This window comes from Duganella rhizosphaerae, assembly GCF_040364205.1.
Lineage (GTDB): Bacteria > Pseudomonadota > Gammaproteobacteria > Burkholderiales > Burkholderiaceae_D > Rugamonas > Rugamonas rhizosphaerae.
The window spans coordinates 597,990-611,804 of record NZ_BPWK01000001.1 but is presented as its reverse complement, the minus strand read 5'-3'; the positions used below and the strand labels follow the sequence as shown (position 1 = coordinate 611,804).

Below are 13,815 nucleotides of genomic sequence, written 5' to 3'. Positions count from 1 at the left end.
CTGATGAACAACACTATATCTGCGCCATGTACGATCGATTATAGGAGCGCGTACGGGCCATATGTAGGCTGGGAACATAGGGCTATGTGGTCCCTGTCCTACGGTGGTGCGAATCCACCTATGCCCGCTCTCCCCCGTCAGACCTTGAATTTGAAGCGCGACGCCTCTTCCACCAGGCGCTCGTCGCGGCTGCGCAAACGGCCGGGATTGCGCCGATGTTCCGGCTCGGCAACCACGCGCTGGATCACCGTTGCGGCCACGCCGCGCTGGCTGAGATAGGCGGCCGCGCTGTCCGGACCTTTACGGTCGGCAACTTCAATGCCGGCTTCGACGACTTCGGCGCCGACGTAGTCGGGACGAAAAGTATGGGTGGTCGACATAGCAGCCTCCAGGGCGGTAAATGGTTGATGGACACCATGCACCGATTGTATAGCACCCCGGGCCGCGTGCCGCCGCGCAACGCGGAATATGGCTGCCCAGCGTACGCTGGAGCACAGTGCGCTGTGGCGGCAGCGGCGACGATGGCGCTATTCCAGCACTTTCTGTAGACCATCATGCAAGTCGAACATAAAACCATGGCGGCGGACTACCGCCAACACCGCACCATCAACCCGCAGCATAGCCGGGAAGTCCAGTACTGGGCCGAGCAATTCGACGTGCCGCCGTCCACGCTGATCGACGTGGTGCGCGAAGTGGGCCGCAATGTCGCCGAAGTCAGGAAGCGTTTGGCGACCGGCTAGGGCCGCGCCACTTCCTGCATGTCGCCGCGCGCGGCCTGCCGCTTACTTCGCCGGCACTGGCACGGCCGCCAGCGTCTCGTGGCTGGTGGTGGTGCGCTGCGGCGCCTTGTGCACCATGGTGTAGGCGTAGTCGACGCCCATGCCGTAGGCGCCCGAGTGTTCGCGCACGATGGCCATCACGGCGTCATAGGTTTCGCGGCGGGCCCAGTCGCGCTGCCATTCCAGCAGCACTTGCTGCCAGGTCACCGGCACCACGCCGGCCTGGATCATGCGCTGCATCGCGTAATCGTGGGCTTCCTTCGAGGTGCCGCCGGAGGCGTCGGCCACCATGTAGATTTCGTAGTCGCCCTCGGCCATCGCGCACAGCGCGAAGCTGTTGTTGCACACCTCGGTCCACAGGCCCGAGACGATCACCTTCTTCTTGCCGTTGGCCTTGAGGGCGTCGCGCACTTTCTGGTCGTCCCAGGAATTCATCGACGAGCGCTCCAGGATCGGCTTGCCGGGGAACACGTCCAGCAGCTCGGGATAGGTGTGGCCGGAGAACGCCTCGGTTTCGACGGTGGTGATGGTGGTCGGGATATTGAACACCTTGGCGGCCTTGGCCAGCGCCACGGTGTTGTTCTTCAGCGCCTGGCGGTCCATCGATTGCACGCCGAAGGCCATTTGCGGCTGCTGGTCGATGAAGATCAGCTGGCAGTTGGTCGGCGTCAATACTTCAAGTTTGGGATTGGTCATGGTGGCTTCCATTTTGATGAGGTGGATACGGCGCCCGCTGCGTTCAGCGCGGCTGCGATCATCTTAGGCCGGGCGCCGTGGCGGCGCCACTGGCTAAATGGAGAGGTCGGACTACCCTTTTCCGGGCCGCGCGATCAGCGCCGACGCCGGCGCTGCGCCAGCCAGGCTAGCGTAGCGGCGGCGCCCAGCGCCAGCGTGCCGGGCTCCGGTATCACGAAGAACGTGCTGCTGAGGCCAGTGTCGGTGGTGAACGTCACTTCCCCCGCAAAGACCGGGAACGGTGTGGTGCCGAAGAAATCGAAGTGAAAGTACGACAGGTCTATCGGCACGGGAAACAGCTCGCTCATGTCGGGCTGCGCCAGCAGTTCCAGGATCGCGACGCGGGCCTCGTCCGGGGCCAGTTCATCGGCCGGACCGGTGACGACACCTTTCATCGGTCCCGGGTCGGGGGGATTGGGCTGGCCCGGCAGCAGCAGCGTGCCGATGATGGTCGCCGTTTCACCGCCTTTGTATTTGATCAGCACCTCCTTGCCTTTCTGGACGGGCGGGCCGTCCAGGTTGCCGCCGATGCTGATGATGCGCTTGGTGGCATCCTGCACGCGGAAACCCTTCGGCGGTGCCGGCGGCACCGGTGGCGAGACGAAGAAATGGAGGTACAGGTCCTTGGTTGCATGCTTCTCGATCCGCCAGGTACCGATCACAGGGATATCGACGATAGAGCCTTTGGGGACCGGCACGCCATTGACAACAAAAGCATTCTCGTGCGCGCGCGCGCTCGGGCCTGGCAGGGCAAAAACGATGGGAAGGAACAGCAGAACGGCAGCTAGTTTGGTCGACATGGCGGGCTCCTCGCGATTAATCGGGTACAGCGTGAGGGAGCTGTCGCAAATTTCAGACCACGATCCTAAGGTCTTGATTTGCTGGGCGCAAGCCGTCGACCGCCACCTGCGGTGTAAGGAAAACCGGCGCTAGCGTTGCGGCATTTTGTCGTTCAGGAAAGCAACGATGGCGTCGACGGTGGGCTGCAGCCACGGGTCGAACAGCCAGAACGAATGCGGCGTGTTCGGCAAGACAACGGTCTGGCTGGCCACGCCGGCCTGCGCCATGCGCGCCGCCATCTCTTCGTGGCCGACGGAAAAACGCGGCTGGGCGCTGGCGATGAACAGCATGGGCGGCATGCCCGCCCGCACGTACCGGATCGGCGACGCCTCGGCCCACAGCGCGCTCTTCTCCGCATAGCGCCCGCCGAACCAGGCGCCGGCCGCCGACGGCTGCTTGGCCGGGTCGTCCTCGTACTTCAGCGCCGCCTCGGCGGTAAAGTCCGACAGGCCGTCGATGTTGACGATGGCCTGCACCGCGCTCTCGGGATGGCCGGTGACGCCGGCCAGGCTGGCGATCTGGCCGCCTGCCGAGCCGCCCGCCAGCGCGATGCGTTGCGGATTCAGGTGATACAGGCCGGCATGGTCGCGCACCCAGCGCACGGCGGCCTGCGTGTCGTCGATCGCCGCCGGATAAGCCGCCTCGCCCGACAGTCGATAGCTGATCGCCACCGCCGCATAGCCATGCTGCGCCAGCCGCACCGCCATCGGCGCGAACTCGGCGCGGAAGCCGGCACGCCAGCCGCCGCCGTGCACCAGCACCACCACCGGCATGCCGCCGTCGGCGCGCGCGGCCAGCGGCAGATACAGGTCGAGCTTGAGGCAGCGCTCGCCATATTGCGCGTAGGTCAGGTCGGCAATGCGGTCCACGTCCACCGGCAACGCCGCGCTGGCGATGCGGATGGCGGGATAGTCGCGCACCAGCTTGGCGTAGGTGTGCGGCGCGTCGTAGGTGTTCAGGGGATCGGCAGGCGGCTCCACGCAAGGCGCTGCGGACACCGTCCCGTGCAGGCACAGCATGGCAAGCGCGGACAGGAGGCGGCGGAGAGCATCGGGCATCATAGCGGCCAAGTATGCCACACGCGTCCGGCACCAATCCATTGCGGTGCGTCGGCCACAATGCTAAGGTAGGCCCCAGGGCTAAATCGACCTCATGCATGGAGCCGCCCTGGCCGCCCGCGCCATGCCCATAACCAGGAGACCAACATGATCCATTTTGCCAAGCGCATCGCCACTTTCTTCCTTGCGGCCATCATTTCCATGGGAGCGAGTGCAGCGCCGGACAAGAGTACGCCGGAACAGGCCCAAGCCATGGTCAAGAAGGCGGTCACCTACATGAAGAGCCATGACCGCGACGCCGCTTTGGCCGAGTTCAGCAATCCGAAAGGCAGCTTCATCGACCGCGACTTGTATATCTTCGTGATCGACCTGCAAGGCAAGATGGTGGCGCACGGAGCCCTGCCCAAGATCATCAACAAACAGGTGCTGGAGATGAAGGACCCGGATGACAAATACCTGTTCAAGGACATGCTGGCGGTCGCCAACGGCGCCGGCAGCGGCTGGGTCCACTACAAATGGCCCAATCCAAGCAGCAAGGCGATCGAGCCCAAGTCCACCTTCGTTGAAAAGGTCGGCGACCTGGTGATCGGCTGCGGCGTCTACAACTAGGCCGTCATCGCAGCGGCAGCCAGGCGGGTTTGGTGTCGGTGTGCAGTTCGCGCCGCACCGGGCCGTCGTACTCCGGCTCCAGCGTACCCAGCGTGACGGCGATGCGGTCCGGGGCCTCGGTGCTGCGCCAGAACAGCGTCGAGCCGCAGACCCGGCAAAAGCCGCGCCGGCCGTGGTCGGACGAGGCGTATTCGGTAATCAGGTCGGCGCCGCGTTCGACGACATAGCCTGCAGCGGACACATTCGCATACGACCCGGCGGCCGCGCCGTGCTGCTTTTGGCACATGGTGCAATAACAATGGCTGGCGTGGCTGACCGGCTTCTCCGCCCGGTAGGCCACGCCGCCGCACAGGCAACTGCCGTGCAACTGGCCGGTTTCATTCATGGTGCTCGCTCCCTCGTCATGGCGCCAGCGTCCATGATGCGCGGAGCGCGCGGGCGGCGTCAATCCCGTTGTGGCGCGGCCGGCGTATCCGGTCCGAGGTCGGCCAGCGGTTCACGCGGACGGCGCCGGCGTTCCGGAAAAAGAAAGCCCACCGTTTCGCCCACCGCCGAACAGGCGGCGATCAGCTTGAGCGCCGCCATCTGCTCGGCGAACGCCACGGCCGACGCCTGCGTCAGCGTCTTTTCGGTGGTCGGCAATTCCGTCGTGAACACGCCGTCTATCGTCAGGAAGCGCACCGACCGGATCTGAAGCTCGCGCGCGATGGTTTCCTGGCTGGCGCTTTCGGCGATGACGCTGCCGCCGACGCTCAAGGCCATGCTCAACACGCCCTGCCGCCGCGAAAACACGACTTCTGCGGTCTGCATAAAACTTCCTTCCAAAAAAAGACTGCCTCCGATCAGAGGCAGTAAGGGTAGACCACATCAGTGACTTCAGGAAGCGATCTTGCCAGTTAGAAATTACCGGCGTGTGACATTAGCTTGCATTTGAGGATCAACCAGCGATTTAGTGCAGCGAACACCATCATCTTGTGCGCGAGGATCAGGGTGGCGCGGCGCGCGGCAGATGGACGGTGAAGGCGGCGCCGCCGGCTGGCAGGTTGGCGGCCTCGATGCGGCCGCCGTGGCCGTGGACGATGGTTTGCGTCAGCGCCAGCCCGAGGCCGACCCCGGCCACATCGCCCGACCGCGCCGAGGCGCCACGGTAGAAACGGTCGAACAGATGCGGCAGGTCGTCGACGCTGATGCCGGGCCCGCTGTCGGCGATGCGCAGGCAGGCGCAGTCGCCGTCCTGGGTGATGCTGACGCTGACCGTGCCGCCGGACGGCGTGAACTTGACGGCGTTTTCCAGCAGGTTGACGATGATCAGCGTGGCCGCGCCCTCGCCGATGGCGGCACGCACCGGCGCCGCCCCGGCCTGCAGCGACAGGCTGACGCCGCGCTGCTGCGCCATCGCCCGTGCGCGCTCGATTGCACCGGCGGCAATCTCGTCCAGCGCGGTAGCGGCCGAAGCGTCGCGGTCCTGGCCGGCGTCGTAGCGGGCCAACGCCAGCAGTTCCTCCACCAGCAGGGTCAGGCGCTCCACCTCCTCCATGCAGGAGCGCAGCGTGTCAACATATTCGACGGTGTCGCGCGGCCGGCGCAAGGTGATCTCGATCTCGGCCCGCAGCCGCGACAGCGGCGAGCGCAGCTCGTGCGATGCGTCCGAGGTGAAGCGGCGCTGGATCTGGAAGCTTTGATCGATGCGGTCCAGCATGTCGTTGAGCGTGTCGACCAGACGGCCGATCTCGTCGCGGGTGCCGGGATGGGGCAAGCGCTGGTCCAGGTTGGCGTCGCCGATGCGCTGCGCCTGGCGCACGATGTCGTCGATGGAGCGGAACACCCAGCGCGTGATCGAGGCGCTGGCCACGGTCAGCGCCACCAGCAGCACCAGCGCCATGCCGAGGAACATGCGGCTGGCCGACGCCACCACATGGCGCACGTCGTCCAGCGAGCCGGCCACCTGCACCGTGTAGCGAAACGGCTTGCCCTGCACCGGCAGCGAGACGATGCGCACCGGCTCCTCGGCAAAATGGTCCAGCGTCTGGAACATGGTGTCGCCGGCGGCCATGCGCGCCATCAGCGCGGGCGGCGCCGGCAGGCTGGCCGCGCCCAGGTTGCTGCTGCGCGCCAGCACCCGGCCCTGGGCGTCGACGATCTGCACCCAGCGGTCGAGCCGCGCCAGCGACGGCGGCGTGGCGCCCTGTTCGGCGTCGTGCACCTTGGGCTGCTGGTCCGGCGCGGCGCGCAGCATCGCCGACTCGGTTTCGGCCAGCGCCAGCAAGGCGCCGTCCAGCTGTTCGTTGACCGCGTCCGACAGGCTCAGGTAGCCGGCGATGGCCGCCACCGACAGCACCGAGACGATGACGGCGGTCTGCACCAGCGCCAGCCGGCGGCGGAAATTAAGCCGGGAATTAAACGCCATCGCCGCCCGCCTCCGCCAGCCGGAAGCCCTGGCCGCGCACCGTGTGGATCAGCCGCGGCATGCCTTCCGGATCGACCTTGCGGCGCAGGTTGCGCATGTGCGAGTCCATCAGGTTGTCGAGTGCGATCAGGTCGGCGGTCCAGATGCGCTCGGCCAGCTGCTGCCGGCTGACCACGTGCCCGGCCTGGCGCATCAGCAGTTCCACGATCGCGTATTCCTTGGGCGTCAGGTCCAACGCCTGCCCTGCCCGCTTGACGGCGTGGCTTTGCGGGTCCAGCACCAGGTCGGCCACCGTCAGCAGCGCCGGCCGCACCAGCGTCGAGCGGCGCAGCAGCGCGCGGATGCGGGCCAGCAGCTCGTCGAAGGCGAAGGGCTTGGTCAGGTAGTCGTCGGCGCCGATGTTGAGGCCGGCGACGCGGTCGCCCAGGCCGTCGCGCGCGGTCAGCATCAGGATCGGCGTCAGCAGGCCGCGCGCGCGCAGGTCGGCGCACAGCGTGATGCCGTCCTTGGCCGGCAGCATCCAGTCCAGCACGATCAGGTCGTAATCGCCGGCCAGCGCGGCCGGTTCGCCCTCTTCCGCGCTGTGCACGGCGTCGACGGCGTAGTCTTCCTCCTGCAAGCCGCGCTTGAGCAGGCGGGCCGCCTTTTGGTCGTCCTCGATCAGCAATATCTTGTTCATGGCTGCATTTTACTGCCGTCTCCCGGGCAAAAGTTGTTTCCTGAAGGAAGATTCAGGATCGTCCAGTCCGCTTCTCGCTACACTGCGGCCATTCCTCTCAACCATGGACTACACCGGTGCACTCTGGCGCCATGGATTCCTTTCGCCTTCAGGAAACGTCATGACGAAAATCGACTCACGTTTGCAGCGCACGATGTTGCCAACCTCGTTGCTGCTATTCCCCTTGCTCTGCGCCGCCCTCAGCGGCTGCGGCCATACTCCCGAGACCGACGCCGCCCCGCCCACCGCCGTGGTGCGCAAGGGTGCATCCATCGCCGTGCCGGCCGCCTCGCCGCTGCGCAAGTCATTGCAAGTGGCCGCTGTTGAAGAACGCAGCGTGGCGCGCAGCATTCCGGTGCCGGCCGTGGTAGAGGCCGATGCGGCCCGCCTGGTGCGCGTGGTGCCGCCGGTGGCCGGCCGCATCGACCGTCTGCTCAAGCACCTGGGCGACACGGTCAAGGCCGGCGACGCCCTGTTCACCATGGATTCGGCCGATGTCGCGCTGGCCTACAGCGACGCCGGCAAAGCCCAGGCCGGCCTGACACTGGCGCGCCGCAACCTGGAGCGCCAGAAGGAACTGCGCGCAGCCGACATTTCGGCGCACAAGGACCTGGAACAGGCCGAGAGCGATTACGCACAGGCCCTCAGCGAAAGCCAGCGCAGCAAGTCGCGCCTGGCCCAGCTGGGCGGCAGCCTGGCCGGCGCGGGAGGCAACGGCCGCCTGTACACGCTGCGTGCGCCGCTGTCTGGCCACGTGATCGAGCTGAACGGCGGCCAGGGCGGCTTCTGGAACGACACCAACGCTCCGGTGATGGTGGTGGCCGACCTGTCGACCGTGTGGCTGACCGCCAGCGTGCAGGAAAAAGACCTGGCCGCCGTGTTCGCCGGCCAGACCGCCGACATCGCGCTGAACGCCTACCCCGGCGAGCACATCGCCGGCAAGGTCGGCTACGTGGGCGAGGTGCTGGACCCGGACACCCGCACCGTCAAGGTCCGCGTGGCCGTCGACAACAAGAGCGGCCGCCTGAAGCCGGGCATGTTCGCACAGGTGACATTCAGCGGCACGCCGCACCAGGGCGTGGTCGTGCCGGCCTCGGCGCTGGTGCAGAGCGGCGCCCAGACCCAGGTCTACGTGGAAACCGCCGCCTGGACCTTCGAGGCGCGCAGCGTCGCCACCGGCGTCCACAGCGGCGACCAGGTGGAAATCGTCTCCGGCCTCAAAGCCGGCATGCGCATCGTCGTCAAGGAAGGGGTGCTGCTCAATGATTGATCGACTGGTTGCCATTTGCTTCCAGCGGCGCGGCATCGCGTGGCTGGTGTTCCTGCTGGTCGCGCTATACGGCGTGTTCTGCTGGAACCAGCTGCCGCTGGAAGCCTATCCCGATATCGCCGACACCAGCTCGCAGGTGGTCACGCAAGTGCCCGGCCTGGCCGCCGAGGAAGTCGAATCGCAGATCACCATCCCGCTCGAACGCGAGATCATGGGCACGCCCGGCATGCATGTGATGCGCTCGAAGAGCACCTTCGGCCTGTCGCTGATCACGGTGGTGTTCCGCGACGGCGTGGAAGACTACTGGTCACGCCAGCGCCTGCAGGAGCGCATCGCCGGCGTGGCCCTGCCCTACGGCGCCCAGCCGGGGCTCGACGCGCTGACCTCGCCGATCGGCGAGATCTACCGCTACACGCTGGAATCGAAGACCCGTTCGCTGCGCGAACTGTCCGAGCTGCAATTCTGGAAAGTGATCCCTCGCCTCAAGCAGGTGGCCGGCATCGCCGACGTCGGCAATTTCGGCGGCCTGACCACGCAGTTCCTGCTGGAATTCGATCCGGCCAAGCTGAGCAAGTACAACCTGTCGCTCAAGCAGATCACCGACGCCATCAACGCCAACAACGCCAGCGCCGGCGGCAGCATCCTCACGCGCGGCCAGCAGGGCTTCGTGGTGCGCGGTGTCGGCCTGATACGCAACCTGGACGACCTGGGCGACGTCGTGGTCGCGCAAAAGAACGGCGTGCCGGTGCTGGTCAAGGACCTGGGCGAAGTACGCCTGGGCAGCAAGGAGCGCCACGGCATCCTCGGCAAGGACCGCAACCCGGACACCATCGAAGGCATCGTGCTGCTGCTCAAGGGCGAGAACCCGTCGCAGGTGCTGAAGGGCGTGCACGAGGCGGTGCAGGAGCTGAACGAGCACGTGCTGCCGAAGGACGTCAAGATCGTCCCGTATCTGGACCGCACCGGCCTGGTCGACGCCACCCTGCACACCATCGGCAAGACGCTGGTCGAAGGCATGTTGCTGGTGACGCTGGTGTTGCTGCTGTTCCTGGGCAGCCCGCGCGCGGCCGCCATCGTCGCCGTGACGATCCCGATGGCGCTGCTGACGGCCTTCATCTTCATGCACCACTTCCACATTCCGGCCAACCTGCTGTCGCTGGGGGCGATCGACTTCGGCATCGTGGTCGACGGCGCCATCGTGGTGATGGAAAACATCCTGCGCAAGTACGAGGAAAACCACGGCGCCGCGCTGCGCGGCAAGGACGTGATGAAGGCCACGCTGCAAGTGACCAAGCCCATCTTCTTCGGCATGATCGTCATCATCACCGCCTACCTGCCGCTGTTCACCTTCCAGCGCATCGAGTACAAGCTGTTCTCGCCGATGGCGTTCGCGATCGGCTTCGCGCTGCTGGGCGCGCTGGTGGTGTCGCTGACCTTGATACCGGGGCTGGCCTACCAGGCTTACCGCAAGCCGCGCAAGGTGTTCAACAATCCGGTGCTGGTCAAGGCCAGGCAGCTGTACGAGCCACTGTTGGCCAGGATCGTGGGCAAGTCGCGCCTGACCATCGCCGCGTTCGCGCTGGCCTTCGCCGCCGTTTGCGTGCTGGGCGGCACCATCGGCCGCGACTTCCTGCCCTATCTGGACGAAGGATCGATCTGGCTGCAGGTGACGCTTCCGCCTGGCATCTCGCTCGACAAGGCGGCCGAGATGTCCGACAGCCTGCGCAGCGCGGCGCTGGAGTTCCCGGAAGTGGCCACCATCGTCACCCAACTGGGCCGCAACGATGAAGGCACCGATCCGTGGACGCCGTCGCACATCGAGGTCAGCGTGACCCTGCATCCTTACGACAGCTGGAAGTCCGGCCTGAGCAAGCAGGAGCTGATCGAGAAGATGGGCCAGCGCTTCGCCAAGCTGCCCGGCACGCGGGTCGGCTTCACCCAGCCGATGATCGACGGCGTGCTCGACAAGCTGGCCGGCGCCCACAGCGACCTGGTGGTGAAAATCTACGGCAACGACTTCAAGGAGACGCGCCGCATCGCCGCCGACGTCGAACGCACGCTGACGGCCGTGCCCGGCGCGGAAAGCGTGATCATCGACCAGGAGCCGCCGCTGCCGCAGGTGCGCATCGAAGTGGACCGGGCCGCCGCCGCGCGCTACGGCATCAACGCCGCCGACGTCGCCGACCTGATCGGCACCGGCATCGGCGGCAAGCCGGTGTCGCAAGTGTTCATCGACGACCGCCAGTACGACATCGGCGTGCGCTTCACCGACGCCTCGCGCAGCAATCCCGACACCATCGGCGACCTGCTGCTGACCTCGGCCACGGGGGCGCGCATTCCGCTGGCCCAGGTGGCGACCATACGGCTGGACGATGGCGAGAGCACCATCACCCGCGAAATGGGCAAGCGCCACCTGACCGTACGGCTGGACCTGCGCGGCCGCGACCTGGCCTCCTTCCTGGACGACGCCAAGGCGCAGATCGAGACCAGGGTGCAGTACGACCACAGCCGCATCCAGCTGGCCTGGGGCGGCCAGTTCGAGAACCAGCAGCGGGCCCAGGCGCGCCTGGCGCTGATCATGCCGATGGTGGTGGCGTTGATGTTCGTGCTGCTGTTCGCGCAGTTCAAGAACCTGCGCCAGCCGGCCATGATCCTGGCGGCGGTGCCGCTGGGCGCGCTCGGCGGCCTGGTCGCCCTGCACCTGCGCGGCATGACGCTCAATGTATCGAGCGCGGTCGGCTTCATCGCGCTGTTCGGCGTGGCGGTGATGGACGGGATTTTGATGGTGTCCAACCTGAACCAGCTGCGCGCCGAAGGCGGCCTGTCGCTGAAGGACGCCGTGCTCAAGGGCGCGTACAGCCGCTTCCGTCCGGTGCTGATGACGGCCAGCGTCGCCGCGCTGGGCCTGCTGCCGGCGGCGCTGGCGCATGGCTTGGGCAGCGATGTGCAGCGTCCGCTGGCGACCGTGGTAGTCGGCGGCCTGATTACGGCCACTGGCCTGACGCTGGTGTGGCTGCCGGCGCTGTACTACCTGGTCGAACGCTATATCGAGAACAAACCCAAGCCGGCCGACGACGGTCCGGCGCAAGCGGAGCATGCCCATGACATTTAAACTCAACCCCGTGTGCGCGCTGCTGGCCTTGTGCGTTGCCCTGCCCGCCTACGGCCAGGTCACGTTCCGCGACTATGCCGCCGCTGTGGCCAAATACAGCCTGGACTTGCAGATGCAGCGCGAGAACGTCAGCAGCGCCGAGGCCGGCGTATCGATCGCCGGCGTGCGGCCCGATCCGGTGCTGACGGCGGGCATCGATTCCAGGGAGCTGTCCAAAGCCAACAAGCCGAACGCTTCCACCGCCACCACCATGAGCGTGGCGCTGACCATCGAGACGGCCGGCAAGCGCGGCCAGCGCATCCGCGCCGCGCAGGCTGGTGTCAAGCTCGGTGAGGCGACGCTGGAAGGCGGCCGCCGCCAGCTGTACGCCGACGCGGCGGCGGCCTACGCCGAAACCTGCCGCGCCCGCAATGCGCTGGTGCGGCAGGAAGCGACGCTGCGTTCATTAAGCGATATCGTCAACGCCAACGTCGTGCGGCGCAAAGTCGGCGATATCGGTGGGCTGGAACTGTCGCAGTCGCAGGTCGAGCGCGACCGCTACGAGGCGGACGTGGTGACGGCGCGCGCGCAGGTGCAGACGGCGGCCGAGTCGCTGTCGATCCCGCTGGGTCGGCGCTACGGCGAAGTGTTCGGCAATGCGGAACTGGCTTGCGATGCGCCGGCCGCCAACGGACTCGATGATGTGGACCAGCTGGTGCGGCAAGCCGAGGACGCGCGCGACGACATCCGCATCGCCCGCGCGGCGCTGGACGCGGCGCACGCTTCGGCCGATCTGGCGCAGGCCAACCGCTGGGTCGATCCAGTGGTGAACGTCGGCCTGAAGAACACGCCGTCGGTGCACGCGCTGACGGACGCGGGCGGCAACGTCACCAACTCGCCGACGCAGCGCTCGCTGAGCCTGGGCCTGACGGTCTCGGTGCCGATTCCGCTGTCGCGCACGCAGCGCGGCGAAGTGTTGCAGGCGCAATCGGCGGTCACGCAGGCGATGCTGGCGCTGCGCTCGGCCGAGCTCAAGGCGCAGACCGACGTGCGGCGCGTGCATGCGCAGTTCCGCGCGGCGCAGCTCAACGAACAGCGTTACCGTGAATCGGTGCTGGTGCAGTCGGACAAGGTGGTGGAAGGCATGCGCCTGTCGTATAAAAAAGGCGCGGCGTCGTTGCTGGAACTGCTGTCGGCGCAGCGCTCGGCGGACGAGGCCTACCTGGCCTGGTTGCAGGCGTCGGCGGACCTGGCGACGGCCACGGTGCAGTTGCAACTCGCGGTCGGCGCCAGCCCTGATTGATCACTCGACTATCTGCACCACCACCTTGCCCTTGGCGCGGCCATTTTCCAGATACGCCAGCCCTTCCTTGGCCTGGGTGAACGGAAACACCCTATCGACCACGGGACGGATGTGCGCAGCCTCGACCAGCGCGGCCAACTTGACGAGCTGTGCGCCATCCGGGCGCACGAACAGGAAGGAGTAGCTGGCCTCCTTCCGCTTTGCCAGACGGATGATTTTGCGGCTCAACAGGCCGAACACAAAAGCCATGAAAAAATTCATGCCGCGCCCGCGCGCGAAGGCGGCGTCCGGCGGGCCGACCAGCGAGACCAGGCGGCTGGCGGGCTTGACGATCCCAATCGACTTTTGCAGCGTATCGTCCCTGGTCGTGGCCAGCACCGCATCATAGCCCTGCAAGATCTGGGCGAAGTCCTGCGTCTTATAATCGATCACTTCATCGGCGCCGAGGCTGCGCACCAAACCGGCGTTGCCGCTGCTGGTGGTGGTCCCGACTTTGGCACCCAGGTGTTTGGCCAATTGAATCGCGAACGTCCCTATGCCGCCGGAGCCCCCGGGAATGAACACCTTCTGCTCCGGCTGCAAGCGCATGCGCTCAACGAGCGCCTGCCATGACGTCAGCCCCACCATCGGGATCGACGCCGCCTGCACGAAATCCAGGTTGACCGGTTTCAGCGCCGCCGCATGCTCCGGCACGGCGGCAAACTCGGCCAATGAGCCGACGCCCAGGTCGAACACGCTGGCGAACACCGCGTCGCCCACTTTGAAGCGCGTCACGCGGCTGCCGGTTTCCACCACCACGCCAGCCAGATCGCTGCCGACGGTGGCGGGCAGCCGAAACTTGAGGATGGGTTTGAACGCGCCAGTCAATATCGCGTTATCGACAGGATTGAGGCCGGCGGCATGTACCCGCACCAGTATCTCGTCCGGCCGGATCGTCGGCCGCGGCACGTCGGCAAAGCTGGTCTGGCCGGGCTTGCCGTACTGTTTGAAGATAAGTGCTTTCAT

14 protein-coding genes are annotated in these 13,815 nt (G+C 66.4%); 5 read left to right on the top strand and 9 right to left on the bottom strand.

The window, feature by feature from the left end; all coding sequences use genetic code 11:
- Positions 1-137 precede the first annotated feature (137 nt).
- Positions 138-380 carry a hypothetical protein gene (locus tag RUGAMON1_RS02740; protein WP_445229043.1) on the bottom strand — a complete coding sequence of 81 codons (243 nt, stop codon included), beginning with the start codon at positions 378-380 and terminating at the stop codon, positions 138-140.
- A 174-nt stretch (positions 381-554) separates the two neighbouring features.
- On the opposite strand from RUGAMON1_RS02740, the gene RUGAMON1_RS02735 reads away from it, so the two are divergent.
- A complete protein-coding gene (locus tag RUGAMON1_RS02735; RefSeq protein ID WP_445229042.1) occupies positions 555-740 on the top strand; it encodes a DUF3606 domain-containing protein in 186 nt (61 codons plus the stop codon).
- Between the two features lie 42 nt (positions 741-782).
- On the opposite strand, the gene RUGAMON1_RS02730 is transcribed toward RUGAMON1_RS02735, so the two are convergent.
- The 3 genes from RUGAMON1_RS02730 to RUGAMON1_RS02720 all read right to left on the bottom strand — a co-directional run bounded on the left by RUGAMON1_RS02730 (position 783) and on the right by RUGAMON1_RS02720 (position 3,373).
- Positions 783-1,475: a hydrolase gene (locus RUGAMON1_RS02730; protein ID WP_445229041.1), complete on the bottom strand. Its 693-nt coding sequence runs from the start codon at positions 1,473-1,475 to the stop codon at positions 783-785.
- 134 nt (positions 1,476-1,609) lie between these two features.
- On the bottom strand, positions 1,610-2,314 hold the full coding sequence (locus RUGAMON1_RS02725; RefSeq protein ID WP_445229040.1) for a PEP-CTERM sorting domain-containing protein: 705 nt from the start codon (positions 2,312-2,314) through the stop codon (positions 1,610-1,612).
- A gap of 129 nt (positions 2,315-2,443) precedes the next feature.
- Positions 2,444-3,373 carry an alpha/beta hydrolase fold domain-containing protein gene (locus RUGAMON1_RS02720; RefSeq protein ID WP_445229039.1) on the bottom strand — a complete coding sequence of 310 codons (930 nt, stop codon included), beginning with the start codon at positions 3,371-3,373 and terminating at the stop codon, positions 2,444-2,446.
- A gap of 186 nt (positions 3,374-3,559) precedes the next feature.
- On the opposite strand from RUGAMON1_RS02720, the gene RUGAMON1_RS02715 reads away from it, so the two are divergent.
- Complete coding sequence (locus RUGAMON1_RS02715) at positions 3,560-4,021, top strand: cache domain-containing protein (RefSeq protein WP_445229038.1); 462 nt, start codon at positions 3,560-3,562, stop codon at positions 4,019-4,021.
- Between the two features lie 4 nt (positions 4,022-4,025).
- On the opposite strand, the gene RUGAMON1_RS02710 is transcribed toward RUGAMON1_RS02715, so the two are convergent.
- The 4 genes from RUGAMON1_RS02710 to RUGAMON1_RS02695 all read right to left on the bottom strand — a co-directional run bounded on the left by RUGAMON1_RS02710 (position 4,026) and on the right by RUGAMON1_RS02695 (position 7,107).
- Positions 4,026-4,406: a GFA family protein gene (locus RUGAMON1_RS02710; RefSeq protein WP_445229037.1), complete on the bottom strand. Its 381-nt coding sequence runs from the start codon at positions 4,404-4,406 to the stop codon at positions 4,026-4,028.
- Between the two features lie 59 nt (positions 4,407-4,465).
- On the bottom strand, positions 4,466-4,831 hold the full coding sequence (locus tag RUGAMON1_RS02705) for a hypothetical protein (protein ID WP_445229036.1): 366 nt from the start codon (positions 4,829-4,831) through the stop codon (positions 4,466-4,468).
- A gap of 175 nt (positions 4,832-5,006) precedes the next feature.
- Positions 5,007-6,428 (bottom strand): ATP-binding protein, encoded by a 1,422-nt coding sequence (locus RUGAMON1_RS02700; protein WP_445229035.1) that lies wholly within the window; start codon positions 6,426-6,428, stop codon positions 5,007-5,009.
- Entirely contained in the window at positions 6,418-7,107 is a 690-nt protein-coding gene (locus RUGAMON1_RS02695; RefSeq protein ID WP_445229034.1) for a response regulator transcription factor, read from the bottom strand. The genes RUGAMON1_RS02700 and RUGAMON1_RS02695 overlap by 11 nt, the downstream gene beginning before the upstream one ends.
- A 160-nt stretch (positions 7,108-7,267) precedes the next feature.
- On the opposite strand from RUGAMON1_RS02695, the gene RUGAMON1_RS02690 reads away from it, so the two are divergent.
- From RUGAMON1_RS02690 to RUGAMON1_RS02680, 3 genes are read left to right on the top strand one after another with little or no spacing between them, the layout of a single operon-like run.
- On the top strand, positions 7,268-8,416 hold the full coding sequence (locus RUGAMON1_RS02690; protein WP_445229033.1) for an efflux RND transporter periplasmic adaptor subunit: 1,149 nt from the start codon (positions 7,268-7,270) through the stop codon (positions 8,414-8,416).
- A complete protein-coding gene (locus tag RUGAMON1_RS02685; protein WP_445229032.1) occupies positions 8,409-11,528 on the top strand; it encodes an efflux RND transporter permease subunit in 3,120 nt (1,039 codons plus the stop codon). Before RUGAMON1_RS02690 ends, RUGAMON1_RS02685 begins: the two co-directional genes overlap by 8 nt.
- Positions 11,518-12,810: a TolC family protein gene (locus RUGAMON1_RS02680; protein ID WP_445229031.1), complete on the top strand. Its 1,293-nt coding sequence runs from the start codon at positions 11,518-11,520 to the stop codon at positions 12,808-12,810. The genes RUGAMON1_RS02685 and RUGAMON1_RS02680 overlap by 11 nt, the downstream gene beginning before the upstream one ends.
- Here the strand turns inward: RUGAMON1_RS02680 and RUGAMON1_RS02675 are convergent, their stop codons facing one another.
- Complete coding sequence (locus RUGAMON1_RS02675; protein WP_445229247.1) at positions 12,811-13,815, bottom strand: NADP-dependent oxidoreductase; 1,005 nt, start codon at positions 13,813-13,815, stop codon at positions 12,811-12,813. It abuts the gene before it with no gap.

Bases quoted from the DNA above. Each gene is read 5' to 3' on its own strand.
- RUGAMON1_RS02740 (WP_445229043.1), bottom strand. From the start codon at position 380: ATGTCGACCACCCATACTTTTCGTCCCGACTACGTCGGCGCCGAAGTC.
- RUGAMON1_RS02735 (WP_445229042.1), top strand. From the start codon at position 555: ATGCAAGTCGAACATAAAACCATGGCGGCGGACTACCGCCAACACCGC.
- RUGAMON1_RS02730 (WP_445229041.1), bottom strand. From the start codon at position 1,475: ATGACCAATCCCAAACTTGAAGTATTGACGCCGACCAACTGCCAGCTG.
- RUGAMON1_RS02725 (WP_445229040.1), bottom strand. From the start codon at position 2,314: ATGTCGACCAAACTAGCTGCCGTTCTGCTGTTCCTTCCCATCGTTTTT.
- RUGAMON1_RS02720 (WP_445229039.1), bottom strand. From the start codon at position 3,373: ATGCTGTGCCTGCACGGGACGGTGTCCGCAGCGCCTTGCGTGGAGCCG.
- RUGAMON1_RS02715 (WP_445229038.1), top strand. From the start codon at position 3,560: ATGATCCATTTTGCCAAGCGCATCGCCACTTTCTTCCTTGCGGCCATC.
- RUGAMON1_RS02710 (WP_445229037.1), bottom strand. From the start codon at position 4,406: ATGAATGAAACCGGCCAGTTGCACGGCAGTTGCCTGTGCGGCGGCGTG.
- RUGAMON1_RS02705 (WP_445229036.1), bottom strand. From the start codon at position 4,831: ATGCAGACCGCAGAAGTCGTGTTTTCGCGGCGGCAGGGCGTGTTGAGC.
- RUGAMON1_RS02700 (WP_445229035.1), bottom strand. From the start codon at position 6,428: ATGGCGTTTAATTCCCGGCTTAATTTCCGCCGCCGGCTGGCGCTGGTG.
- RUGAMON1_RS02695 (WP_445229034.1), bottom strand. From the start codon at position 7,107: ATGAACAAGATATTGCTGATCGAGGACGACCAAAAGGCGGCCCGCCTG.
- RUGAMON1_RS02690 (WP_445229033.1), top strand. From the start codon at position 7,268: ATGACGAAAATCGACTCACGTTTGCAGCGCACGATGTTGCCAACCTCG.
- RUGAMON1_RS02685 (WP_445229032.1), top strand. From the start codon at position 8,409: ATGATTGATCGACTGGTTGCCATTTGCTTCCAGCGGCGCGGCATCGCG.
- RUGAMON1_RS02680 (WP_445229031.1), top strand. From the start codon at position 11,518: ATGACATTTAAACTCAACCCCGTGTGCGCGCTGCTGGCCTTGTGCGTT.
- RUGAMON1_RS02675 (WP_445229247.1), bottom strand. From the start codon at position 13,815: ATGAAAGCACTTATCTTCAAACAGTACGGCAAGCCCGGCCAGACCAGC.